Annotated in this window: 18 protein-coding genes and 1 tRNA gene; 5 read left to right on the top strand and 14 right to left on the bottom strand. The window is 70.9% G+C overall.

All coding sequences use genetic code 11. The annotated features are described in order from the left end of the window. A complete protein-coding gene (locus AB0J71_RS30495; protein ID WP_364390629.1) occupies positions 1 to 1296 on the bottom strand; it encodes an ABC transporter substrate-binding protein in 1296 nt (431 codons plus the stop codon). 370 nt (positions 1297 to 1666) lie between these two features. Here AB0J71_RS30495 and AB0J71_RS30500 point away from each other — a divergent pair, with 370 nt between their 5' ends. Beyond that, complete coding sequence (locus AB0J71_RS30500) at positions 1667 to 2335, top strand: hypothetical protein (protein WP_364417212.1); 669 nt, start codon at positions 1667 to 1669, stop codon at positions 2333 to 2335. 3 nt (positions 2336 to 2338) lie between these two features. On the opposite strand, the gene AB0J71_RS30505 is transcribed toward AB0J71_RS30500, so the two are convergent. From AB0J71_RS30505 to AB0J71_RS30515, 3 genes are all read right to left on the bottom strand, one after another. Next, on the bottom strand, positions 2339 to 3646 hold the full coding sequence (locus AB0J71_RS30505) for an ABC transporter substrate-binding protein (RefSeq protein WP_364390631.1): 1308 nt from the start codon (positions 3644 to 3646) through the stop codon (positions 2339 to 2341). A 255-nt stretch (positions 3647 to 3901) separates the two neighbouring features. Beyond that, on the bottom strand, positions 3902 to 5194 hold the full coding sequence (locus tag AB0J71_RS30510; RefSeq protein WP_364417214.1) for an ABC transporter substrate-binding protein: 1293 nt from the start codon (positions 5192 to 5194) through the stop codon (positions 3902 to 3904). 151 nt (positions 5195 to 5345) lie between these two features. Then, positions 5346 to 5930 carry a response regulator gene (locus tag AB0J71_RS30515; protein ID WP_352327599.1) on the bottom strand — a complete coding sequence of 195 codons (585 nt, stop codon included), beginning with the start codon at positions 5928 to 5930 and terminating at the stop codon, positions 5346 to 5348. 89 nt (positions 5931 to 6019) lie between these two features. Between AB0J71_RS30515 and AB0J71_RS30520 the strand changes: the two genes are divergently transcribed. Continuing rightward, positions 6020 to 6092 (top strand) — tRNA-Leu (locus AB0J71_RS30520). A 97-nt stretch (positions 6093 to 6189) separates the two neighbouring features. On the opposite strand, the gene AB0J71_RS30525 is transcribed toward AB0J71_RS30520, so the two are convergent. Next, a complete protein-coding gene (locus AB0J71_RS30525) occupies positions 6190 to 6783 on the bottom strand; it encodes a TIGR03086 family metal-binding protein (RefSeq protein WP_364417216.1) in 594 nt (197 codons plus the stop codon). A 230-nt stretch (positions 6784 to 7013) separates the two neighbouring features. On the opposite strand from AB0J71_RS30525, the gene AB0J71_RS30530 reads away from it, so the two are divergent. Both AB0J71_RS30530 and dapD read left to right on the top strand, forming a co-directional pair. Continuing rightward, entirely contained in the window at positions 7014 to 7436 is a 423-nt protein-coding gene (locus AB0J71_RS30530) for a pyridoxamine 5'-phosphate oxidase family protein (RefSeq protein WP_352327601.1), read from the top strand. 24 nt (positions 7437 to 7460) lie between these two features. Continuing rightward, positions 7461 to 8423, top strand: coding sequence for a 2,3,4,5-tetrahydropyridine-2,6-dicarboxylate N-succinyltransferase (dapD, locus tag AB0J71_RS30535; RefSeq protein WP_352327602.1), 963 nt, complete (start codon positions 7461 to 7463; stop codon positions 8421 to 8423). A gap of 102 nt (positions 8424 to 8525) precedes the next feature. Here dapD and pyk read toward each other — a convergent pair whose 3' ends face one another. The 7 genes from pyk to gltB all read right to left on the bottom strand — a co-directional run bounded on the left by pyk (position 8526) and on the right by gltB (position 20404). Further along, positions 8526 to 9956 carry a pyruvate kinase gene (pyk, locus tag AB0J71_RS30540; RefSeq protein WP_352327603.1) on the bottom strand — a complete coding sequence of 477 codons (1431 nt, stop codon included), beginning with the start codon at positions 9954 to 9956 and terminating at the stop codon, positions 8526 to 8528. A gap of 35 nt (positions 9957 to 9991) precedes the next feature. Next, positions 9992 to 10342 (bottom strand): DUF2784 domain-containing protein, encoded by a 351-nt coding sequence (locus tag AB0J71_RS30545; protein WP_352327604.1) that lies wholly within the window; start codon positions 10340 to 10342, stop codon positions 9992 to 9994. Next, a complete protein-coding gene (locus AB0J71_RS30550; RefSeq protein WP_364417218.1) occupies positions 10339 to 12036 on the bottom strand; it encodes a S8 family serine peptidase in 1698 nt (565 codons plus the stop codon). Before AB0J71_RS30550 ends, AB0J71_RS30545 begins: the two co-directional genes overlap by 4 nt. 150 nt (positions 12037 to 12186) lie before the next feature. Beyond that, the gene (locus AB0J71_RS30555) at positions 12187 to 13632 is read right to left on the bottom strand and encodes an MDR family MFS transporter (protein ID WP_364417220.1); all 1446 of its coding nucleotides are present in this window, start codon (positions 13630 to 13632) and stop codon (positions 12187 to 12189) included. 90 nt (positions 13633 to 13722) lie between these two features. Continuing rightward, positions 13723 to 14304 (bottom strand): helix-turn-helix domain-containing protein, encoded by a 582-nt coding sequence (locus tag AB0J71_RS30560; RefSeq protein WP_364417222.1) that lies wholly within the window; start codon positions 14302 to 14304, stop codon positions 13723 to 13725. Positions 14305 to 14406: 102 nt separating this feature from the next. After that, positions 14407 to 15885, bottom strand: coding sequence for a glutamate synthase subunit beta (locus AB0J71_RS30565; RefSeq protein WP_352327944.1), 1479 nt, complete (start codon positions 15883 to 15885; stop codon positions 14407 to 14409). A gap of 13 nt (positions 15886 to 15898) precedes the next feature. Next, positions 15899 to 20404, bottom strand: a complete 4506-nt coding sequence (gene gltB / locus AB0J71_RS30570) for a glutamate synthase large subunit (protein WP_352327945.1) — start codon at positions 20402 to 20404, stop codon at positions 15899 to 15901. Positions 20405 to 20717: 313 nt separating this feature from the next. Here gltB and AB0J71_RS30575 point away from each other — a divergent pair, with 313 nt between their 5' ends. After that, positions 20718 to 22259: a bis-aminopropyl spermidine synthase family protein gene (locus tag AB0J71_RS30575; RefSeq protein WP_364417224.1), complete on the top strand. Its 1542-nt coding sequence runs from the start codon at positions 20718 to 20720 to the stop codon at positions 22257 to 22259. A gap of 48 nt (positions 22260 to 22307) precedes the next feature. On the opposite strand, the gene AB0J71_RS30580 is transcribed toward AB0J71_RS30575, so the two are convergent. Further along, a complete protein-coding gene (locus AB0J71_RS30580; RefSeq protein ID WP_352327947.1) occupies positions 22308 to 22898 on the bottom strand; it encodes a hypothetical protein in 591 nt (196 codons plus the stop codon). Beyond that, a partial coding sequence (locus tag AB0J71_RS30585; RefSeq protein ID WP_364417226.1) for a hypothetical protein occupies positions 22898 to 24322 on the bottom strand: 1425 nt, incomplete at its 5' end. The genes AB0J71_RS30585 and AB0J71_RS30580, both read right to left, overlap by 1 nt.

Below are 24322 nucleotides of genomic sequence, written 5' to 3' on the forward strand. Positions count from 1 at the left end.
TCAGCCGGCGATGTTGCCGGTGCGGTACTCCAGCGCCTTGGTGGCGTACTTGTTGTCCTTGCCGTACTGGTAGATGCCGATGGTGGCCACGGCGGGGTCACCGGCGTCGTTGAACTCGACCGGGCCGCTCACGCCGTCGTAGTCGATGTCCTTGCCGGCCTTGAGCAGGTCGACGCAGCTCTTGAAGTCCTTGCACTTCTCGCCGCCCTTGCTGACCTCGGCCAGCTTGGCGGCGATGTCGGTGCCCGCGTCGCTCTTGGCGGCCTCGGCGGCCAGGGCGAGCAGGTTCATCGCGTCGTAGGACTCGGGGGCGTAGCTGTAGTCCTCCAGCTTGGGGTTGATGCCGAGGAGCTTCTTCTGGAACTCCTCCGGAGCGGCCGCGCCCGGGATGGTGCCCTTGACGCCCTCAAGCGTGCCCTTGGGCATCTTGATGTAGTTCGTGTTGGAGGTGTTGCCGTCGACCATGTACCACTTGTGCTTGTCGGCCGGCAGGCCCTGCTTGACCAGCTCCTGGATGACCTTGGCGGTCTCCTCGAACCCGATCAGGACGATGCCCTTGGGGTTCTTGGCCTTGATCTTCGCCACGTCGGCGGAGAAGTCGGCGGCCTTGGGGTCGTAGTCGACGCGCTCGACGACCTCGCCGCCGCCGTCGGTGACCGTCTTCTGCACCTGGTCGGCCAGGCCGGTGCCGTAGGAGTCCTGCATCGCCAGGATGCCGACGGTGTCGTTGCCGTCGGACACCACCAGGTCGCCGAGCACGCGGCCCTGCAGCTTGTCGGGCGGCGAGGTGCGGAAGTACAGGCCCTTGTCCTCGATCGTGGTGAACTTGTCGGAGGTGTTGGCGGGCGAGAAGTGGATGACGCCCGCGCCCGTGATCTTGTCGATCACCGACTCCGACACCGAGGAGGACGCCGCGCCGATGATGGCGTCGGCCTTCTGGGCCAGCAGCTTGTCCACCGACTGGGAGGCGATGTTCGTGGTGGTGTCGCCCGAGTCGGTGTCGTACTTGGTGACGGGCTTGCCCAGCACGCCCCCGGCCTCGTTGATCTCCTTGATGGCCAGGTCGACGCCGGCGAACTCGGGCGGGCCGAGGAAGGCGAGCGAACCGGTCTGGGGCAGCAGCGTACCGATCGTGAGGGTGCCGTCGCCCTTGGCCGCGGGAGCCGACGAGGATGGCGCGGCCGGCTGCGAGGACTGCGTGGCGGTGTTGCTGCCGCCACCGCCGCAGGCCGTCAGGGCCAAGCTGGTGGCGGCCGCGACGGCCAGCGCCCGTCCCACGGGAGCAATGCGGATCATGAAGTGTCTCCTTCATTTCCAGGCCGGGATCGTCAGCACCGCCGAGCGCTCCCGATCGAATGACGGAAACGTACAAAATCGCCGTGTACTCGAACCAGATGGCGGGGTGAACTGTCGGCACTTGGATGCGGAGTCGTAATCAGTCCTCAACTTACGGACCTGCGCTAGCAGGCTTAATGTGCGACGGGTGAAGCGTTTTACGCCAGTCCTGTTCACGGTGGTCCTTCTTGCCGGGTGCGCCTCGTCGCCGCCGCCCCCGCCGCCTTCCTCGGATCCTCCCGCCGGCGTATCGGTCACGCTGGAGCAATGGCGTTCCGACGAGCCCGTGCACGCGCTGGAGGTGGCCGTCCGTAATACCAGCGGCATACCCGTGTATTTCGCCGACGTCCAGCTCGTGACGCCGTCGTTCAAAACACTGCCGCCGGAAAAGACGGACGCCACGATCAAGCGGACGGAGCGCACCGACCTGCGCATCACCTACGGCGCGGCCAACTGCCTGCCCGCGGGCCTGCCGCAGCTCCAGCCCGCCACCGTGGTGGCCAACATCCGCGCCGGCGGCGAGCAGCCGCGCCGGGTGGTCTTCAAGGTGCCGCACCCCAGCCCGCTGCTGACCCGCCTGCTACGGGACGAATGCTCGGAATTCCTCATCAAGGAGGCCGCCGGCATCGAGTTCGGGCCCGACTGGAAGCAGGTGGGCAAGGAGATGCGGGGCAAGCTGGTGGTCACCCGGCGCGGCGCCGGCAAGGTGACGCTGACCGAGCTCGACGGCACCACGCACTACATCATCACACCGGACGCCGGCGGGCGGCCCGTGGCCGTGCTGGAGGCCGGGCAGCAGCGGACGGAGGTGCCGGTGACGCTCACCCCCGGCCGCTGCGACCCGCACGCCTTCGCCGAGGCCAAGAAGGCGTTCCTGTTCCCGGTGCGGGCCACCGTGGACGGCGGGCCCGAGCGGGTGGTGATCGTGGTGCCGCCCAAGCCGCTGCAGGACCGGTTGATCCAGTACTCGTTGCGCGTGTGCGGCCTGGGCGGCGGGTGAGGGTCAGCCCTCGATGTTGCCCGTGCGGTACTCCAGGGCCTTGGACGCGTACTTGTTGTCGTCGCCGTACTGGTAGACGCCGATGGTGGCCACGGCGGGGTCACCGGCGTCGTTGAACTCGATCGGGCCGCTGATGCCGTCGTAGTCGATGTCCTTGCCGGCCTTCAGCAGGTCGGCGCACTCCTTGAAGGTCTTGCACTTCTCGCCGCCCTTGCTGACCTCGGGCAGCTTGGCGGCGATGGACTTGCCGCTGTCGTCCTTGGCGGCCTCGGCCGCCAGGGCAATGAGGATCGCGGCGTCGTAGGACTCGGCGGCGTAGGTGTAGTCCTCGAGCTTGGGATTGATCTCCAGGAGCTTCTTGCGGAAGTCCTCCGGAGCCTCGGCGCCGGGGATCGTGCCCTTGACGCCCTTGAGCGTGCCCTTGGGCATCTTGAGGTAGTTGGTGTTCGACATGTTGCCGTCCACCATGTACCACTTGACCTTGTCGACCGTCAGGCCCTGCTTGACCAGCTCCTGGATGACCTTGGCGCCCTCCTCGAAGCCGATCAGCACGATCGCCTTCGGGTTCTTGGCCTTGATCTTGGCGACGTCCGCGGAGAACTCGGCCGCCTTCGGGTCGTAGTCCACGCGCTCCACGACGCTGGCGCCGGCTGCCTCGGCGGTCTTGGTCACCTGGTCGGCCAGGCCGGAGCCGTAGGAGTCCTGCATGGCCAGGATGCCGATGGTGTCGTTGCCGTCGGCGGCGATCAGGTCGCCCAGCACGCGGCCCTGCAGCTTGTCCGGGGGCGCGGTACGGAAGTACAGGCCCTGGTCGCTGATGGTGGTGAACTTGTCAGAGGTGTTGGCGGGCGAGAACTGCACCACGCCGGCACCGGTGACCTTGTCGATGATCGACTCCGACACCGACGAGGAGGCGGCGCCGATGATGGCGTCGGCCTTCTGCGCGATCAGCTTGTCCGCCGACTGCGAGGCCACGTTCGTGGTGGTGTCACCCGAGTCCGTGTGGATCTTGGTGACCGGCTTGCCGAGCACGCCGCCCGCGTCGTTGATCTCCTTGACGGCCTGGTCGACGCCGGCGAACTCGGGCGGGCCGAGGAACGCCAGCGAGCCGGTCTGGGGCAGCACGGTGCCGATCGTGAGCGTGCCGTCGCCCTTGGCCGCCTCCGTCTGGGTGGCCGGGGCCGACGAGGACGGCGCCGCGGACGTGGTCTGCTGCGCGGCCGTGTCGCCACCGCCGCCACAGGCCGTCAGGGCCAGGCTCGCCGCTGCCGCGACGGCCAGGAAGCGCCCTGCTGGAGCAATGCGGATCATAAAAGAGACTCCCCTTATTCCCAGCGGGGGAACGATCTCCCTCGCTGCGTTTTCCGAGCTCAGCATGCCTCTTTGACGGGGAGATGTGGGGATTTCGGGTACTTTTATGCTAATTTGTAATGTCGCAATCACCCTCTGTAATTGCATGTTTCATCAGCGTTACGGCCATGACTCCATATGAACCACCCCAGCCCGAAATTTCGGGACTGGGGTGGTTGTATGGCGGGCTGTCCGGCTTGGTGGGCCCGCCAGTGCCTAGCCGGCGATGTTGCCCTTGCGATATTCGAGCGCCTTGGCCGCGTCGTACTTGTTGTCCTTGTCGTACTGGTAGACGCCGATCGTCGCGACCGACGGGTCACCGGCGTCGTTGAAGTCCACCGGGCCGCTCACGCCGTCGTAGTCGATGTCCTTGCCGGCCTTGAGCAGGTCGGCGCACGACTTGAAGTCCTGGCACTTCTCGCCGCCCTTGCTGACCTCGATCAGCTTGGGGGCCAGCGCGGTGCCCGAGTCGTCCTTGGCCGCCTCGGCCGCCAGCGCGATCAGGGTCGCCGCGTCGTACGACTCCGCCGCGTAGGTGTAGTTCGTCAGCTTGGGGTTCACCGTCAGCAGCCGCTTCTGGAACGCCTCCGGGGCCGCGGCGCCCGGGATCGTGCCCTTGACGCCCTTGAGCGTGCCCTTGGGCATCTTGAGGTAGTTGGAGTTCGACATGTTGCCGTCCACCATGTACCACTTGACCTTGTCGGCCGTCAGGCCCTGCTTGACCAGCTCCTGCACGACCTTCGCCGTCTCCTCGAAGCCGATCAGCACGATCGCCTTCGGGTTCTTGGCCTTGACCTTGGCCACGTCGGCGGAGAACTCGGCCGCCTTGGGGTCGTAGTCGACCCGCTCGACCACGCTCGCGCCGGCCTCCTCTGCCGTCTTGGTCACCTGGTCGGCCAGGCCGGAGCCGTAGGAGTCCTGCATGGCCAGGACGGCGACCGTGTCGTTGCCGTCGGCGGCCACCAGGTCGCCCAGCACGCGGCCCTGCAGCTTGTCCGGCGGCGCCGTGCGGAAGTACAGGCCCTGGTCGTTGATCGTGGTGAACTTGTCGGAGGTGTTGGCCGGCGAGAACTGCACCACGCCGGCCCGCGTGATCTTGTCCACGATCGACTCCGACACCGACGAGGACGCCGCGCCGATGATCGCGTCGGCCTTCTGGCCGAGCAGTTTGTCCACCGACTGCGAGGCGATGTTGGTCGTGGTGTCGCCCGAGTCGGTGTCGATCTTCGCCACCGGCTTGCCGAGCACTCCCCCGGCGTCGTTGATCTCCTTGAGCGCCAGGTCGACCCCGGCGAACTCGGGTGGTCCCAGATAGGCGAGATTGCCCGTCTGGGGCAGCACGGTGCCGATCGTCAACGTGCCGTCCCCCTTGACCGCGGCGGCCGAGGAGGGTTTCACGGACGCGGCGCCGGTGGCGCCCGTCCCGGCGGTCGTGCCGCCGGTCGAACACGCCGCCAGTGCCAGGCTCGCCGCTGTAGCGACGGCCAGCGCGCGGGAAATGCGGATCATCGAAAGCGTCTCCGTTCGAGATGAGCGGACCTTCCGTCCGCCCATCAGCATGCGCCGGGACGCCTGCGCAGAAAGAAGCCGAAGCCGGTTGGATGCCCAGTCGTGACCGGGCCACAACCCGCGGGGCTAAATCACCTGATATAGGCGCTTTTCATGCCCGCTCGGCCGCGTCGTCTATAACGATCTGAGCAACCTCCCGCATGCTCAGCCGCCGGTCCATCGACGCCTTCTGGATCCACCGGAACGCCTGCGGCTCCGTCCAGCCGTGCTGGGCCATCAACTGACCCTTGGCCCGCTCGACCAGCTTGCGGGTCTCCAGCCGCTCGGAAAGGCTGGACACCTCCGCGCTGAGCGCCACCATCTCCTCGTGCCTGCTGACCGCCATCTCGATCGCCGGCACCAGATCGGCCTTGGTGAACGGCTTCACCAAGTAGGCCATCGCCCCCGCGTCGCGGGCCCGCTCCACCAGGTCACGCTGGGAGAAAGCGGTGAGGATCAGGCACGGCGCGATCCGGTCGGCCACGATGCGCTCGGCCGCCGAGATGCCGTCGAGCACGGGCATCTTCACGTCGAGGATGACGAGGTCGGGCCGCAGGTCGGCGGCGAGCTGGATCGCCTGCTCCCCGTCACCGGCCTCGCCCACGACGACGTAACCGTCCTCCTGGAGCATCTCCTTGAGGTCGAGGCGGATCAGGGCCTCGTCTTCCGCGATCACTACTCGCCGCTGCGTACTCACGAGCAGAAGAGTACAGACGTCCGGTAGATTAGATCCACGCCGGTGCGGCCTCGGGCATTACGCTGCGAGATCACCAACCGGACGAAGTCGCCCCGGTAGACCAACGGCAGAGTCGATGGCCTCAAAATCCATACAGTGTGGGTTCGAATCCCACCCGGGGCACCGGCCTGACCGCCCGGCCCCCTCGTAGGCCGGGCGGTTTTCCGTTTCCCACCCATGACTGCCGGATCGACGGGCAGGCCCGAAAAGGCTGACCGGGTCAGGGCGTCCAGGAGGGCGAGCGGCCGAGCAGGGCGACCACCCGGTCGAGGGCCGTGGCAGCGCCGCCGGGAGCGACGCCGGGCAGGAACGCCTTCCCCGAACCGCGCGATTCCGGCGTGTCAGGCACCTGCGCGGCCAGCGGGAGCGCGGCCGCGGCGAGGTCGTCGTCGATGCCGGGCGGCACGCCGAGAGCCCTGGCGAAGTCCCAGGCGTGCACGACGCAGTCGATGAAGTGGAAGCCGATCGCCATGGCCGCCGGGAACGGGCCGCCGTCGCGGATCTCGGGCAGGTGGAAGGCCCGGTCGAGCACGCCGTCCGCGGCGAAGGCGGCGACGACGGCCTGCGCGGAGGCGGCGTACTCGGCCACGTGGTCCTCGCCCAGGGGACGTGGTTGCCAGCTCGCCAGTTCCGAGCGCGCGCCCGAGGCCGCCAGGGCGAAGCCGTGGTTCTGCACGATCTGGTGTTCCAGCAGATCGCGGACGGCCCATCCGGCGCAGGGCGTCGGCCGGTCGAGGTCGGCGGGCTTGATCGTGTTCACCAGGTCGACGGTGGCCCGCACCGACCGCCGGTTGAGCTCGATGATGTCTGCCAAGGCGATGTCCCGTCATCGTCGAAGAACCCACCCGGCCGGCCCGACCGGCCCGAGGGTGGCCAGCCTGTCGATGATGGCGTCCCCTCGGCGGCGGTGCGAGTGGTTTTCACCGGTGCGGGCGCCGAGGCGATCAAGGAGCCGGCGGGGCGGCCGGGTGGGATTTCGCGGGCGGTTCGCCGGGAACAGTCCCTTGTGACGAGTTGCGACGGACGAGACGGGGGTGGCGGGGGATGCCGTTGAGCGTGACCGAGCGGGAGACGTTCCTGGCCGAGCCGCACATCGCCAGCCTGGCGGTGGAGACGGGCGCGGGGCGGTCGCCGCTGGCCGTGCCCGTCTGGTACGACTACAGCCCCGGCGGCGAGATCAGGTTCCTGACCGACAGCGAGTCGCGCAAGGCGCGGCTGGTGGCGAAGGCGGGCCGGTTCACGATGCTGGTCCAGCGGGCCAGCCCGACCTACCGGTACGTGTCGGTCGAGGGCCCGGTGGTGCGCTCCGACCCCACGACGATCGAGGAGCTGACCCGCATCGCCGCCCGCTACCTGCCGCAGGAGGCGGTGACGGGCTACGTGCACGGCTCGGACCTGCACGTCCTGGTGACGTTCCGGATGCGGCCCGAGCGGTGGCTCTCGGCGGACCTGGGCTCCTTGGGCTGAGCGGGCGCCCGGTATTTTTGGCTCGTGACTGCAATCGATCCCACCTCGACCGGCGCGTACGGCGTCGGCCTCGCCACCATCGCCGACGACGGCACCGTTCTCGACACCTGGTTCCCGGCTCCCGAGCTGGGCGAGCCGCCCGCGACGGGCACCGAGCGGATCTCCGCCGAGGAGGCCGGCGAGCTGGCCGCGCTGACCGGCCGCGACGCGGCGCGGGGCGTCGAGGTGGTGGCGGTGCGCACGGGCGTCGCCAAGCTCTCCGAGCCGCCGGTCGACGCGCACGACGTCTACCTGCGGCTGCACCTGCTCTCCCACCGGCTCGTCCGGCCGCACGGCGTCAACCTGGACGGCCAGTTCGGCCTGCTGGCCAACGTGGTGTGGACCAACTTCGGGCCGTGCCCGGTGCCCGGCTTCGAGCGCACCCGGCTGCGCCTGCGGGCCAGGGGCGTGGTGACGGTGTACGGGGTGGACAAGTTCCCGCGGATGGTCGACTACGTGCTGCCGGAGGGCGTGCGGATCGCCGACGCAGACCGGGTGCGGCTGGGCGCCCACCTGGCGTCGGGCACGGTCGTCATGCACGAGGGCTTCGTGAACTTCAACGCCGGCACGGTGGGCACCTCGATGGTCGAGGGGCGCATCTCGGCGGGCGTGGTGGTCGGCGACGGCTCCGACGTCGGCGGCGGCGCCTCGATCATGGGGACGCTGTCGGGCGGCGGCAAGCAGGTCATCTCGATCGGCGAGCGCTGCCTGCTGGGCGCCAACGCGGGCATCGGCATCTCGCTGGGCGACGACTGCGTGGTGGAGGCGGGCCTGTATGTGACCGCGGGCACGCGGGTGACACTGCCCGACGGCACGGTGGTCAAGGCGGCGGAGCTGTCGGGCTCCAACGGGATCCTGCTGCGCCGCAACTCGCAGTCGGGCGCGGTGGAGGCCCTGCCCCGCACCGGTTCGGGCATCACCCTGAACGCCGCCCTGCACGCCCACTGACCGTCAGGGGCCCTCTCCGCCGGCCGTCGCCACGGAGGGGGCCCACAGGACGTCCCGGCGCAGGCTCACCCGTCCGGGCGAGCCTGCGCGGAACGTGGCGGGTCAGTTCGCGTGGGAGACCGCGGAGCCGATGGTGTGCACCCGCAGCGCGTTGGTGCTGCCCGGCGTGCCGGGAGGCGAGCCGGCCACGATGACCACCTTGTCGCCCTTCTCCAGCCGCCCGAGCGACAGCAGCGACGCCTCCACCTGCCGGACCATGTCGTCGGTGTGGTGCACGAACGGCACGTGGAACGTCTCCACGCCCCACGTCAGCGACAGCTGCCCGCGCACGTGCGGGGCCGAGGTGAAGGCCAGCAGCGGGATCGGCGAGCGGTAGCGGGCCAGTCGGCGGGCGGTCTCGCCGGACATGGTGAACGCGATCAGCGCCTTGGCGCCGACGATCGCGCCGACTTCGGCCGCGGCCCTGGCGATGGCCCCGCCGGTGGTCTCCGGCAGGCGCTCCAGGCTGTGGGTGGCGTGCAGGGACGACTTCTCGGCGGCGCAGGCGATGCGGTCCATCGTCGCGACCGACTCGATGGGGTAGCTGCCGACCGACGTCTCGCCCGACAGCATGACGGCGTCGGCGCCGTCCATGACGGCGTAGGCGACGTCGCTGGCCTCGGCGCGGGTGGGGCGCGGGGCGCTCATCATGGAGTCGAGCATCTGGGTGGCGACGATGACCGGGCGGGCCTTCTCGCGGCACAGCCCGATGATGCGCCGCTGCACGATCGGCACCTGCTCCAGCGGCAGCTCCACGCCGAGGTCGCCGCGGGCGACCATGATGCCGTCGAAGGCCTCGACGATCTCCGGCAGGCGGTCGACGGCCTGCGGCTTCTCGATCTTGGCGAGCAGCGGCAGGCGGACGGCCTCCTGCTCCATGATGTTGCGCACGACGTCGGCGTCGGAGGGACGGCGGACGAAGGACAGCGCGATCATGTCGAAGCCGGTGCGCAGCGCCCAGCGCAGGTCGGCCTCGTCCTTGTCGGTGAGCGCGGGCGCGCTGACGTTGACGCCCGGCAGGTTGAGGCCCTTGTTGTTGGAGATCATGCCGCCGATGACGACGCGGGTGATGACGCGGTCGCCGTCGACGCGGGTGGCCTCCAGGACCAGGCGGCCGTCGTCGACCAGGATCTTGTCACCGGGACGCACGTCGCCGGGCAGGCCCTTGTAGGTGGTCGAGACCTGCTCGCGGTCTCCGGGCACGTCTTCGGTGGTGATGGTGAAGACGTCGCCGAAGCCGAGGCGCACCGGCCCTTCCTCGAAGGTGCCGACGCGGATCTTGGGGCCCTGCAGGTCGGCGAGCACGCCTACACCGCGGCCGAGGTCGGCCGCCACCTCCCGGACCCGGTCGTAGACCTCTCTGTGCATGTCATGGTTGCCATGGCTGAGGTTGAACCGTGCCACGTCCATGCCCGCGGAGATCAGCTCGTGGAGGCGTTCTTTGGACGAAGTGGCTGGGCCTAGGGTGCAGACGATTTTCGCGCGACGAGTCACGAGTCCTACCTTAATTGGTACAGACCACTTGGCAGTCACTGACGACGGAGAACGTACCCGACGTAGGAGAACAACACGAGAACGGCGAGTCCGAGCCGTACCAAGTTCGCGTACTGTTCAGGGTAGACGACGCCTTCGATGTAGTGGTCGACGAAGCCGCTCGGCGGCAGGCCCGGCAGCCCTCCCCTGCGCCGCGCCCAGTCCTCGGCGACGGTCAGCGGGCAGTCCACGTGGGTGACGAGTGTCACCACGGCCCAGCCGACGGCCGCGAGGTGGAGGTAGATCGTCCGCCGCCACCGCCAGGCCACGAAGCCGCCCACGGCCACGTAGGCGAGGAAGGCGAAGTGCGTCACCATCACCGCGTCCGCGAGCAGGCGGTACATCATGGCTCTATGGTGGCCGCCTTCCAGGCGTTCACGACGCCGTGCCCGTAGAAGCCGTTCTTGGCCTGGTCGCCCTCGCACTCGTGGGTCTCGTCCTCGCCGTACACCTTGTAGACGTAGGCGCGCGGGGTCGGGCAGGCCACGGGGGTGGCGGTCCGGTAGAGCAGGTCCTCGACGGTGGCGGGGTCCATGGACAGGCCGCCGGGGCCGGGCTTGCCGAACCGGCTGATCAGGATGGCCGCGACGCCGGTGGCGTGCGGGGCGGCCATGGAGGTGCCGTCGAGGTACTGGTAGTAGGAGCAGGCGCCCTTGTGGCAGTCGCGCACGACGTCGGAGCCCTTGGGCTTGCCGGCGGCGTCGATCCGGCCGCCGGCCTTGAGCACGTGCTCGGGGGCGGCGGCCAGGATCGACCGGGTGGCCGCGGCGCCCTTGCCGTCCAGCGCGTCGCCGCCGGGGGCGGCCAGGTCGGTCTGCTCCAGGCCGTAGTCGCTGTAGACGGCCTTGCGTCCGGACGGGCCCACGGCGGAGATCGAGATCACGCCCTTGGACTCGGCGGGCACGTTGACGCACGAGTTGTCTATCTTGCGGGTCTTCTCGTCGCCGCGCGGGTAGCCGGGGCTCTGCTTGTCGGCCGTGGGGTGGCCGAGGTCGGTGGAGCCGTTGCCGAGGGCGGAGATGAGCGTGACGCCCCTGCCGCGGGCGTAGTCGAGGGCGCGCTGCATGCCGACGACGACGGCCCGCTGTTCGAGCTGTTCCTTCTTGGTGTCGGCGGGGTTGGCGGCGCAGTTGAACAGCCAGGGGTCGACGTAGTAGCTCATGTTGACGACGTCCACGCCGATGTCGGCGGCGTAGGTGAGGGCGTCGAGGCTGGGCTTGAGGAAGAAGAAGCCGGAGTCCTGGCCGGCCCTGATGCTGACGATCCGCACGTCCGGGGCGACGCCGGCGATGCCGATGCCGTTGATCGGGGAGGCGATGGTGCTGGCGACGTGGGTGCCGTGGCCGTCGTCGTCCTCGTCCACGGGGTCCTTGCAGGTGGGGACCTCGCAAGGGCCGTCCAGGGTCTCGCCGCGCTCGTCCTTGGGCTTGTCGGTGACGAAGTTGCGGCTCAGCTCGCGGTCGAAGTTGGGGGCGATGTCGGGGTGCTTGCCGTCGACGCCGGTGTCGATGACGCCGACCAGCACCTTCTTGTCGCCGGGGGCCTTGGCGTTGGCCCGGTCGGCGCCGATCATCTTCATGTCCCACTGCAGGTGGGCCAGCGGCTCCTGGCTCAGGCCCTTCCCGGCCATGGCTCCGGCGTCGGGGAAGCCCCGGCCGGTGGGACGGGCGGCGCGGGAGGAGGCGGAGCCGATGACGCGGCGGTCGGGCGAGACGCCGACGACGGCCGGGTCGGCGCCGACGCTCTCGGCGAAGCCGTCGCCGCCGCCCTGGGTGAGCACGTAGCCGAGCTTGCCGTCCTCCTCGACGACCGTGCCGCCGGCGCGCTTGACGGCCGCCAGGGCCTCGCCCTGCTTGCCGTCGGCGTAGAAGACCAGGTTCTGGTTCTGGCCGGCGCGAGGGGTCGCGGAGGGCTGCGCGGAGCCGGTGGGGCCGTCCTGCGCGGGCTGTTCGGGGGTGGCCCGGTCGCCGGCGGCGGCCGAGCACGCGGTCAGGGCGGCGGCGACGGCCAGCGCCGTCAGGCCAGAGGCGACTCGCCGCATTGCTCCCCCATCCACCGACTGTCGCAGAATCTGCATCTTCCCGACACTCAACGGCTGATGCAACTTAGGTGTGAAATTTCGCCAGATGGGGGGCTAAGCGGGCTCTGGGGGTTTTCGTGCGGAGCCCGCTCAGCCGGAGGCCGTACGGGGTCAGGCGTCGCGGTGCAGGCGCACGTTCGGCAGGCAGGCCAGCAGCACGACGCCGACCAGCATGACCGGCGTGACCCACGCGAAGACCCCGGTGACCGCCTCGGCGAACGCCGGCCGTACGGACTCGGGCACCGCACCCGCGACCCCCGAGGCCAGGGCCGCCTGCCCCAGCCTGCCGCTGAAGACGCCCCCGAGCACGGCCACCCCCACGGCGCCGCCCACGTTCCTGGCGAAGGACACCACCGACGTGGCCGCGCCCCGGTCGGCGGCGGGCGCGCTGACCTGGACGGCCAGCATGAGGTTCTGCAGCACCATGCCGAGCCCGACCCCGAACAGCACCATGTACAGCCCGGACGTGACCGCCCCGGTCCCCAGCCCCATGGTCGAGAACAGGAACGCGGCCACCGTCGCCAGCGCCGCCCCGGTCACCACGACCCACTTGTACGTCCCCAGCCGGGTCACCACCCGCCCGGCGACGGCCGAGGCGACGATCATGCCCGCCATCAGGGGAAGCAGCAGCAGCCCCGAGTTCGACGCGCTGGCCCCGGCGGCCAGTTGCAGGTAGAGCGGGAGGAAGGTGGCCGCCCCCACCATCCCGGTGGCCATCAGCACGATGGTCGCCGTGGCGATCGTGAGCGTGCGGTCGCGGAACAGGCCGAGCGGCAGCACCGGCTCCTTCGCCCTCCGCTCCACCAGCACGAACAGCCCCGCCAGCACGACCGCCCCCAGGCCGAGCCCGACGACGACCGGCGAGGTCCAGGCGTACGTCGTCCCGCCCCACGAGGCGAACAGCGTCAGGCAGGTCAGCACCCCGGAGATCAGCGCGGCCCCCGGCCAGTCGATCCGGTGCGGCGAGGTGCGCCGCGGCAGCCGGAGCACGGCGAACGCGACCGCCAGCGCGACGGCCCCGAGCGGCAGGTTGATGTAGAAGATCCAGCGCCACGAGACGTGCTCGGTGAGGTAGCCGCCGATGACCGGCCCGAGGACGGCGGCCACGCCGATCACCGCGCCGAACACCCCCTGGAACTTGGCGCGCTCGCGCGGGGTGGCGATGTCGGCCGAGATCGCCAGGGTCAGCACCATCAGGCCGCCGGCGCCGATGCCTTGGAAGGCGCGGAAGGCGATGAGCTGGGCCATCGTCTGGGCGAGCCCGCACAGGGCCGAGCCGGCGAGGAACAGGCCGATGGCCGACAGGTACAGGCGGCGGCGGCCGTACATGTCGCTGAGCTTGCCGTAGAGCGGCGCGACGATGCCGGAGGTCAGGGAGAAGGCCGTGACCAGCCACGACACGTTCTCCAGGCCGTTCAGCTCGCCCACGATGGTGGGGGTGGCCGTGGCCACCACCGTCTGGTCGACGGCGGCCAGGAACAGGCACAGCAGCAGCGAGCCCATGCTGAGCAGGAGGCCGCGCCGCGGTGGGGCCTCCTGGGCGATTGTCGATACCATTCAGTTGTCTCCTTGCTTCTTTCGCGAGGGCAGGAGGAATCCGCGGCGGTCGGGGGTGCCACCCCGATCGCCGCTTTCTTTCCCGATGTGTCAGAGTCCGCGTTCGAGCAGCGCGAACGCCTCGTCGAGCAGTTCTTCGACCGGCTGATCCGTGGCCGCCGACTCCTGGATGGCCGAGATCATCGCGCCGAACGTCGTGATGAGCAGCATCCGGGCGTGGATGCCGCCGGTGACCCCGGGCCTGGCCCGCACGGCGCCGAGGACCGTCTCCATGATCTGGGTCTGGTCGGCGGCGCGCGCCCGGGCGGCCAGCTCGGGATAGCGGTTGCTGAGCTCCATGAACGGCTGCATGGTGTCCCAGATCGGGCGCACGCGCACGGCGAGCTCCCGGGCCACCGCCTTGAGCGAGCGGAAGGCGGGCTCGTCGGCCGGCCGGTCGGCGAGCAGGGCGACGATGTCGTCCGGCCGCCAGATCGGCTCCATGACGAGCGCCTCCTCCTTGGAGGCGAAGTAGTTGAAGAACGTGCGGGGCGAGATGTCGGCCGCCGCGCTGACGGCCTCGACGGTCACGGCGTCGAGGCCCTCGTCGAGCGCCAGCCGCACCGCGGCCAGCCGGATGGCCTGCCGCTTCTCGGCCCGGCGGCGCTCACGGCGCTGTTCCGGACTCTCCATGTGTTGCACTCTACGCAGAATTTGCACACTCTGCAAGACTTACAGAGTGTGCAAATGACGAAGGGCCCCGGAGCCGTCCGGCTCCGGGGCCCTTCGCGCAGGTCAGACCAGCGGACGCGCCGTCGGCAGGATCGGGTACGGCAGCGCCGTCTCCCCGCTCAGGTACCGGTCGACGCCCGAGGCGGCCGAACGGCCCTCGGCGATGGCCCACACGATGAGCGACTGCCCGCGGCCCATGTCACCGGCCACGAACACGCCGTCCACCTTCGACATGTACGTCTTGTCCCGGGCGACGTTGCCGCGGGCGTCGTAGAAGCCCTCACCCGCGACCTCGGCCAGGTCCTCCAGCAGGGCGCCCTTCTCCGGCCCCAGGAAGCCCATGGACAACGTGATCAGCTCGGCCGGGATCTCCCGCTCGGTGCCGGGGATCGGCTTGAAGCCGTTCTGCGGCCCCTCGACCTCGACCAGGCGCAGCGCCCTGACGTTGCCCTCGTCGTCGCCGACGAACTCGGTGGTGGAGACCGCGTAGACGCGCTCCCCGCCGCCGTCGGCCAGCTCCTCGTGCGCGCTCTCCATCTTGAACAGGATGGGGAACGTCGGCCACGGCTGGCTGCCGGGCCGGGACGCGGGCGGCTGCGGCATGATCTCCAGCTGGGTCACCGACGCGGCGCCCTGCCGGATCGCGGTGCCGATGCAGTCGGCCCCGGTGTCACCGCCGCCGATCACCACGACGTGCTTGCCCTCGGCCGAGATCGGCGCGACCTCGTAGTCGCCCTCCTGGACCTTGTTGGCCGGCGGCAGGTACTCCATCGCCTGGTGGACGCCCTTGAGCTCGCGCCCGGCGACCGGCAGGTCACGCCACTGGGTGGCGCCGCCCGCCAGCACCACCGCGTCGAACTGCTCGCGCAGCTCGGCCGCGGTGACGTCGACGCCGACGTTCACGCCGGTGCGGAACCGGGTGCCCTCGGCCCGCATCTGCTCCAGGCGCCGCTCGATGTGGCGCTTCTCCATCTTGAACTCGGGGATGCCGTACCGCAGCAGGCCGCCGATGCGGTCGGCGCGTTCGAACACCACCACGTCGTGCCCGGCCCGGGTGAGCTGCTGGGCGGCGGCCAGGCCCGCGGGGCCCGAGCCGACGACGGCCACCTTCTTGCCGGTGCGCACCCGCGGCGGCTGCGGGGTCACCCAGCCCTCGGCGAACGCGCGGTCGATGATCTCGACCTCGACCCGCTTGATCGCCACCGGGTCGGAGTTGATGCCGAGCACGCACGCCGCCTCGCACGGAGCCGGGCAGAGCCTGCCGGTGAACTCCGGGAAGTTGTTCGTGGCGTGCAGCCGCTCGATCGCCTCGCGCCAGTCGGTGCGGTACACGAGGTCGTTCCACTCGGGGATGAGGTTCCCGAGCGGGCAGCCGTTGTGGCAGAACGGGATGCCGCAGTCCATGCAGCGGGCCGCCTGCCTGGTCAGCTTCTCCTGCGGGAAGTCCTGGTAGACCTCCCGCCAGTCGCTGATGCGGACGTCGACCGGGCGGCGCGCCGGCAGCTCCCGCTCGTGCGTGAGAAAACCCTTGGGGTCAGCCATCGAGTACGCCTCCCTAGCCCTGAACCGCAGCCGCCATGACGGCCTCGTCGATGTCCCTGCCTTCGGCGCGGGCGGCCTCGGCGGCCGCCAGCACCCTCTTGTAGTCGGTCGGCATGATCTTGCCGAACCGGGCGAGCGCGGCGTCCCAGTCGGCCAGCAGCTGCTTGGCCACCGGGGACGCGGTCTCGGCGAAGTGCTTCTCGACCGTCTCCTTCAGGAACTCGGCGTCCTGCTCGGTCAGCGTCTCGATGGCGACCATCTCCCGGTTGACCCGCTCGGGCCGCAGGTCGAGCAGGTACGCCACGCCGCCGGACATGCCGGCCGCGAAGTTGCGCCCGGTCGGCCCGAGCACGACCACCCGGCCGCCGGTCATGTACTCGCACCCGTGGTCGCCCACGCCCTCGACGACCGCCGTCGCGCCGGAGTTGCGCACGCAGAACCGCTCGCCGACCACCCCGCGGACGAACACCTCACCGGACGTGGCGCCGTACAGGGCGACGTTGCCGGCGATGATGTGCCCGTCGAGCGGCGCCTCCTCGTGCGGCCGGACGGTGATCCGCCCGCCCGACAGGCCCTTGCCGAGGTAGTCGTTGGCGTCGCCGGTCAGCCGCAGCGTGATCCCGCGGGGCACGAACGCGCCGAAGGAGTTGCCCGCCGAGCCGGTGAAGCCGATGTCGATGGTGTTCTCGGGCAGGCCCTGGCCGCCGTACCGCTTGGTCACCTGGTAGCCGAGCATGGTGCCGACCGTGCGGTTGACGTTGCGGATGGGCAGCTCCAGCGTGACCGGGGTGCCGTCGTCGAGCGCGCCCTCGGCGAGCTGGATCAGGGTGTTGTCCAGGGCGTGCTCCAGGCCGTGGTCCTGCTCGACGGTGCGCCGCCTGGGCGTGCCCGCGGGCAGGTCGGGCTGGTGCAGGATCGGCGACAGGTCGAGGCCGCCGGCCTTCCAGTGGTTCTCGGCGGCCGTCGTGTCGAGCATCTCGACGTGCCCGATCGCCTCGTCGAGCGAGCGGAAGCCCAGCTCGGCCAGGTATTCGCGGATCTCCTGGGCGATGAACTCGAAGAAGTTGACCACGAACTCGGGCTTGCCGCTGAAGCGCTTGCGCAGCTCGGGGTTCTGCGTGGCCACGCCCACCGGGCAGGTGTCGAGGTGGCAGACCCGCATCATCACGCAGCCGGAGACGACCAGCGGGGCGGTGGCGAAGCCGTACTCCTCGGCGCCCAGCAGGGCGGCGATGACGACGTCGCGGCCGGTCTTGAGCTGGCCGTCCACCTGCACCACGATGCGGTCGCGCAGGTCGTTCAGCAGCAGCGTCTGCTGGGTCTCGGCCAGGCCGAGCTCCCAGGGCGCGCCCGCGTGCTTGAGCGAGGTCAGCGGCGAGGCGCCGGTGCCGCCGTCGTGGCCGGAGATGAGCACCACGTCGGCGTGCGCCTTGGACACGCCCGCCGCGACCGTGCCGACGCCGACCTCGGCGACCAGCTTCACGTGGACCCTGGCCTCCGGGTTGGAGTTCTTCAGGTCGTGGATGAGCTGGGCCAGGTCCTCGATCGAGTAGATGTCGTGGTGCGGCGGCGGCGAGATGAGGCCGACGCCGGGCGTGGAGTGCCGGGTCTTGGCGATCCACGGGTAGACCTTGTGGCCGGGGAGCTGGCCGCCCTCGCCGGGCTTGGCCCCCTGGGCCATCTTGATCTGCAGGTCGGCCGCGTTGACCAGGTATTCGCTGGTGACGCCGAACCGGCCGGAGGCGACCTGCTTGATCGCCGACCTGCGGGTGGCGTCGTACAGGCGCTCGGGGTCCTCGCCGCCCTCGCCGGTGTTGGACTTGGCGCCGAGCCGGTTCATCGCGATGGCGAGCGTCTCGTGCGCCTCCATCGAGATCGAGCCGTACGACATCGCGCCCGTGGAGAACCGCTTGACGATGCTCTCGACCGGCTCGACCTCGTCGATCGGGACCGGCTGCCCCTTGCGCAGCTTGAACAGGCCGCGCAAGGTCATCAGCCGCTCGGCCTGGGAGTCCACGAGGCTCGTGTACTCCTTGAAGATCTCGTAGCGGCGGGTGCGGGTGGCGTGCTGCAGCTTGAAGACGGTCTCGGGGTTGAACAGGTGCGGCTCGCCCTCGCGCCGCCACTGGTACTCGCCGCCGACCTGGAGCCTGCGGTGGGCGTTCTCCGCCCGCGGGTAGGCGTGGCGGTGGCGCTGGGCGGTCTCCTCGGCCAGCACGTCGAAGCCGACGCCGCCCAGGCGGGACGTCGTGCCGGTGAAGCAGGCGTCGATGACCTCCTGGCTCAGGCCGAGCGCCTCGAAGATCTGCGCGCCGGTGTAGGAGGCCACCGTGGACACGCCCATCTTGGACATGACCTTGATGACGCCCTTGCCGTACGCCTTGATCAGGTTGCGCACCGCCTTGTGCTTGCCGATCTGCAGCACACCGGTGTCGACCAGGTCCTCGACGGTCTCGATCGCCAGGTACGGGTTGACCGCGCCGGCGCCGTAGCCGATGAGCAGCGCCATGTGGTGGCACTCGCGGGCCTCGCCGGTCTCGATGACCAGCCCGATCTTGGTCCGGGTCTTCTCCTGGATCAGGTGGTGGTGCACCGCCCCGGTGAGCAGCAACGACGGGATCGGGGCGAGCGTGTCGGAGGAGCCGCGGTCGGACAGCACGATGATGCGCGCGCCGTTCGCGATGGCCCTGGACGCCTCGGCCCTGATCTCCTCAAGGCGGCCGAGCAGCGCCTGGCCGCCGCCGGCGACCTCGTACAGGCCGCTGATGACGTGCGGGTGGAAGCCCGGCAGGTCGTGCTCGTCGTTGATGTGGATGATCTTGGCGAGCTCGTCGTTGTCGATCACCGGGTACGGCAGCACGAGCTGGCGGCAGGAGGTCGGGCCCGGGTCGAGCAGGTTGCCCTCGGGGCCGAGCACGCTGGCCAGCGAGGTGACCAGCTCCTCCCGGATGGCGTCCAGCGGCGGGTTGGTGACCTGCGCGAACAGCTGCGTGAAGTAGTCGAACAGCAGCCGCGGCTTCTCGCTCAGCACCGCGACCGGCGTGTCGGTGCCCATCGAGCCGATCGGCTCGGCGCCGGTCCTGGCCATCGGCGACAGGATGATCCGCAGCTCTTCCTCGGTGTAGCCGAAGGTCTGCTGCCGCTTGACCAGCGCCTCGTGCGTGGGGATCTCCCGCTGCCGGGCGGGCAGCTCCTCGAACCTGACCAGCCCGGCGTGCAGCCACTCCTCGTACGGGTGCGCGGCGGCCAGCTCGGCCTTGATCTCGTCGTCCTCGATGATCTTGCCGCGGGCAGTGTCGATGAGGAACATGCGGCCCGGCTGCAGGCGGCCCTTGCGGACGACGTCCTCGGGCTTGAAGTCCAGCACGCCGGCCTCCGAGGCCAGCACGACCAGCCCGTCGGCGGTCACCCAGAAACGCCCCGGACGCAGCCCGTTGCGGTCGAGCACGGCCCCGGCCAGGGTGCCGTCGGTGAACGTGATCGAGGCCGGGCCGTCCCACGCCTCCATCAGGGAGGAGTGGAACTCGTAGAAGGCCCGGCGCGCCGGATCCATCTCGGTGTGGTTCTCCCACGCCTCGGGGATCATCATCAGCACCGCGTGCGGCAGGCTCCGGCCGCCGATGTGCAGCAGCTCAAGAGCCTCGTCGAAGCTGGCGGTGTCGCTGCCGTCGGGGTCGCAGATCGGGAAGAGCCGCGAGATGTCGCCCGGGATGTGGGCCGATGCCAGCATCGCCTCGCGGGCCCGCATCCAGTTGCGGTTGCCCTTGACCGTGTTGATCTCGCCGTTGTGCGCCACGTACCGATAGGGGTGGGCCAGCGGCCAGCTCGGGAAGGTGTTGGTGGAGAAGCGCGAGTGCACCAGCGCGATCGCGCTCTCGTAACGCTCGTCGCTCAGGTCGGGGAAGAACGGCTCCACCTGGTCGGGCGTGAGCATCCCCTTGTAGACCACCGTGCGGGCCGACAGCGAGGGGAAGTAGACGTCCGCCTCGTGCTCGGACCGCTTGCGCAGGCAGAAGGCCAGCCGGTCGAGGTCGAGGCCCTGCTCGCCGCCGGGGCTCGACACGAAGAGCTGGGCGAAGTGCGGCATGACGGCGCGGGCGCTCGGGCCCGGCAGGTCGCGGTCGACGGGGACGTCCCGCCAGCCCAGCACCGTGAGGCCCTCCTCGGCCGCGATCTCCTCGATCAGGCCGGTGGCCACGCCCCTGGCCTGCTCGTCGGCCGGCAGGAAGGCGATGCCGGTCGCGTACGCGCCGGCCTCGGGCAGCGCGAACGGCACGCTCGCGCGGTAGAACCCATCGGGGATCTGCGTCAGGATCCCGGCTCCGTCGCCGGTGTCCGGCTCGCTACCCTTGGCTCCCCGGTGATCGAGATTGCACAACGCCGTCAGCGCCTTGACCACGATCGTGTGCCCACGGCGTCCGGCGACGTCGGCGACCATGGCGACACCGCAGGCATCATGCTCGTTGGCGGGGTGGTAGAGGCCCTGAGGCTCGGGGAATCCGAGGTGGGCAGCAGGCATTGAATCCCTCCCGTCGTCTTCGTCTGTCAAGAACTGCTCTACAGGCGGGGACGACGTTGGCCCTGCTGCATATCGTGGGTAGAGATTACCGCACGCTGCCGGAATGGTGCCCGCCACGTCCGCATTGCGAACATTGCGCAAGGTTCCAGCATCCGAACTCACCATCCCAAACCCCGGACCCGGCCATCAGAATTCCCAGGTCACGCCCCTGTTGTCCCATGACCCTCAGGAGCCTCGTAAGCTCACCGCGGACGAGCCCGGCCCTCCCCGGCGGGCGGCCGGACCCGGCCCCGCCCCTCGATAGGGTTGGCGCATGGATCGTGACGGGGTGGAGCGCCTGCTCGCCGAGGCGGGCGTCGACGGCAGGCGGCTGCGGCACGCCCTCACCCTCCTGTGCGACGGCCAGTGGTGGTCCCTGGCCGGCCTGGTCAGGGAGACCGCCACCTCCAGGCGGACCGTCGAGGCCCTGCTGCGCGAGGTGCGCCTGGAACGCTCGGGCGAGAAATTCCGGGTGCCGCCCGGCGACACACCCGCCTACCAGGATCTGCTGGCCATGGCGCCGCCGCCCGAAGACCCGGTGGCCCACCTGCTCCCCCACTACCCCGGCGTGCTCGAACGGCTGACCGCGCTGGTCGCGGGCGCGCCGCGGGCCCGTCACGTGCTCGACCACGTCTCGGCCACCCCCGAGACGGCCCTGCGGCGCGCGCTGCTGCTCGGGGCGCGGTTCTGGCTGCCCGGGGCGCGGCTGCTGTGCGTCGGCGACCACGACCTGACCTCGCTGGCCGTCAAGCTGGTCCATCCCGAGACCGACGTCACGGTGGTCGACGTCGACGAGCGCATCCTGGCCTACATCGACGAGCAGGGGCTCGGGGTGCGCACGCGCTGGGCCGACCTGCGGCTCGGGCTGCCGGCCTCGGCGCGGGAGCACGACCTGGCGTTCACCGACCCGCCGTACACGCCGGAGGGGATCGGGCTGTTCGCGGCGCGGGCCGTGGAGGGGCTGAAGGACGACGGGCGGGTGCTGGTGGCGTACGGGGCCAGCGAGCGCACGCCGATGCTGGCGTTCAAGGTCCAGCAGGCGTTGGCGGAGCTCAACCTCGCCTACGAGGCGATCTATCCGGATTTCAATCGCTATTTCGGGGCGGAGGCGATCGGCTCGGCCGCCGACCTCTACCTGCTGCGTCCCACGACCAAGACCCGCCCGGCGGTCAACGCCCGGCTGGGCCGTCAGGCCACAGCCATCTACACCCAGGGCCCCCAGTCGGTCGAGTCGGCCCCCGCGGCGGCGCCGGCGCCCGAGCTGGCCGGGTTCGAGGCTGACCTGCTGGTGGGCGAGTGGCCCAAGGAGCTTCCCCAGCCCCGGGTGCGGCTGGCTACCTGGCTGGCCAAGCCGTACGCGGCGGCCGTCGAGCGGGTGGCCGTCGCGCTGCCGCCGGGGCTGGAGGCGGCGCTGCCCCGCGTGCTGCTCGCCACCCGCGCCGCGCAGGTGCGCGTGTGGGGGTCCGACCTGCCGCCGCTGCCCGAGGCGCTGTCCGCCGTCTACGAGTTCCGCCGCACGGGCGGGGCGCTCGACGCCGTACGCCGCCCGCAACCCGCCGGTGCGGCCGAGGCGGCGCTGCGCCGGATCCTCGACAACGGCCACGCCAAACTCGCCAACACCTGGCGGGAGGCCCTCGTCGCGGTGGCCCGCGACCAGGGCACGGCGCTCACCAAGAACGAGGCCCGCACCCTCATCCGCCAGACGGCTCCCTGGTCCGACGACCTGACCGTGCTGGAGGCCCCCCTCCACCGCCTGACCGGCCTGCCCGCCGCCGTCTCCACCACCGTCACCGCCCTCACCACCACAACCCCCTGACCTGTCGGCGACACACCGGGCGGCAGGCGGCCGGACGGGGGCGGACGGTCAGGTGGCGGCGAGGATGCGGTTCTGGACCACGCGGCCGAGACCGTCGAGGGCGACCAGGGCCGTGACCAGGCCGTCGGCGGAGACCGTGCCGCCCGCCCAGCTCACCGTCACGTAGTGGCCCATGGCACGCGCCTGGGCACGGCTGCGGGCGGCGTCGAACGCGGCGTCCTGCCGGACGAAGCCGTCCTTGCCCAGGGCCGCCACCAGGGCGTCGGCCGCGCGCCCGTCGGGCAGGTTGAAGATGGCGAACTGCCCGGCCAGCCCGTCGCCCTCGTACGCCGCCGCCAGCACCTGCGTGCACCCCGACGCCGACGCTCCCCACAGGACCTCGTCGCAGTCGTCGTGCTCCTGCGTGGAGACCCGCCGCAGCGCGCCGAGCGTCTGCGTCTCGGCGGTGAAGACCTCCTGCGCGGTCAGCGGCGCGGCGTCGGCCTGACGGGAGTCGACGGCCGCGTAGAAGGCCGAGGTGGGCTCGCCCCGGAAGGCGGCCGGCCGCGGCTCCCCCGGACGCAGCCACAACCACCCGGCCACGGCGACCGCCAGCACCCCCACGGCCGCCCCCGCCACCACGACCACACGACGGGACATCACGAGGCCGGCCCCGTGATCGCGACGACCCGGCGGTAGACGGACTTCTCGGCGCCGCGCAGCGCCAGGGTGACGGAGACGAAGTCGTCCCGGGCGGTGGGGTCGAGGCCGTCGGTCTTGCCCAGCCAGACGAGGCCGACGTAGTGGCCGAGCGCGTAGCCGCCGCCCTCGGAGTAGCCGCCCGCCGGGAAGGCCGCCTTGGACGAGGTCAACGGCCGTGCCCAGCCGCCCCGGTAGAGCGTCTTCAGGGATTCGACCAGGTCGCCGGCCGACTGGCCGTCCTTGAGGTTGAGCAGCGTGTACTGGCCGACGTAGCGGCCGTCGGAGCTGACGTACAGGCCGCGGGCCGCCTGGAGGCAGTCGGCGTCGGCCACCTTCTCCAGCAGGGCCGTGCCCCACAGGGCGGCCGAGCAGTCGGCGTCGATGCGCTTGGCGGCGAGCTTGAGCGTGAGCTTCTTGGAGACCGCGAGCTCGCTCTGCCCGAAGACCTCCTTGTCGGTGAGCTCCCGGCTGTCCTTGGCCCGGTCGGCCAGGGCCGCGAACAGCTTGGGCGAGCTCCAGCCCTGGTAGGACATGGGCATGGCGGCGTCCGGGCCGAGGACGGCGGCGCTGGCCTCCCGCTCGGGGGCGTACTCGCCGAGCGAGCCGACGACCGCCACCAGCCCCGCCGCGCCCGCGACGACGCCGATGACGGTGGCGATGATGACGATCAGCCGCTGCTGCTGCGGACGCAGGCCCCACTCGGTGAGCACCGGGAACTGCCAGTCGGAGCGCGGTGTGCGGCGCCGTTTGCGTGACCCGGAGCCGGTCGGGAACTCGGCGGACTCCCCGGTCCTGCCGGACTCCGCGGACGATCCCGACGCCCCGAACCCGGCGAACCCCTCAGCCGCGTCGTCGTGCCCGCCGTCGTCGGCGGGGGCGCTCCGGCGTCCCGGACGGGACTGCTCGCCGCCGCCGGTGGCCGCGCTGCGGCGGCCCGTACGGGCGGCCTCCGCCAGGTCGTCCATGCTCGCGGCCCAGACGGAGTCGTCGTTGTCCGGCGCCCGCCTCCTCCCGCGAGCCGTCTCCCCACCGTCGTGGGCGCGTCTGCCCCGGGACGCCTCTCCGCCCTCCTGGGCACGCCGGCCCCGGCCGGTCTCCGCGCCTGCCTGGGCACGTCTGCCCCGCTGGGAACGTCTGCCGCGGGGCGCTTCGGCGTCGTCGGCGGCCGCTGCCGCGCCTGGCGCAGCGGGCTGCGCGACCGAGCCCTGCGAGCCGGAACCAGCGGGCCACTGCGCGTTCGACCCCTGGGAGGCGGCGGGACCGGCAGGCCACTGTGCGTCGGAGCCCTGAGGGGCGGGGTGGGAGGGCCAGGAAGCGTCGGGGGTCTGGGGGGCGGACGGGCGGGCGGCCCAGCCGGCGTCGGCGGGCTGTTGGGGGCGGGG

It is taken from the genome of Nonomuraea sp. NPDC049637 (assembly GCF_040675235.1).
Classification (GTDB): Bacteria; Actinomycetota; Actinomycetes; order Streptosporangiales; family Streptosporangiaceae; genus Nonomuraea.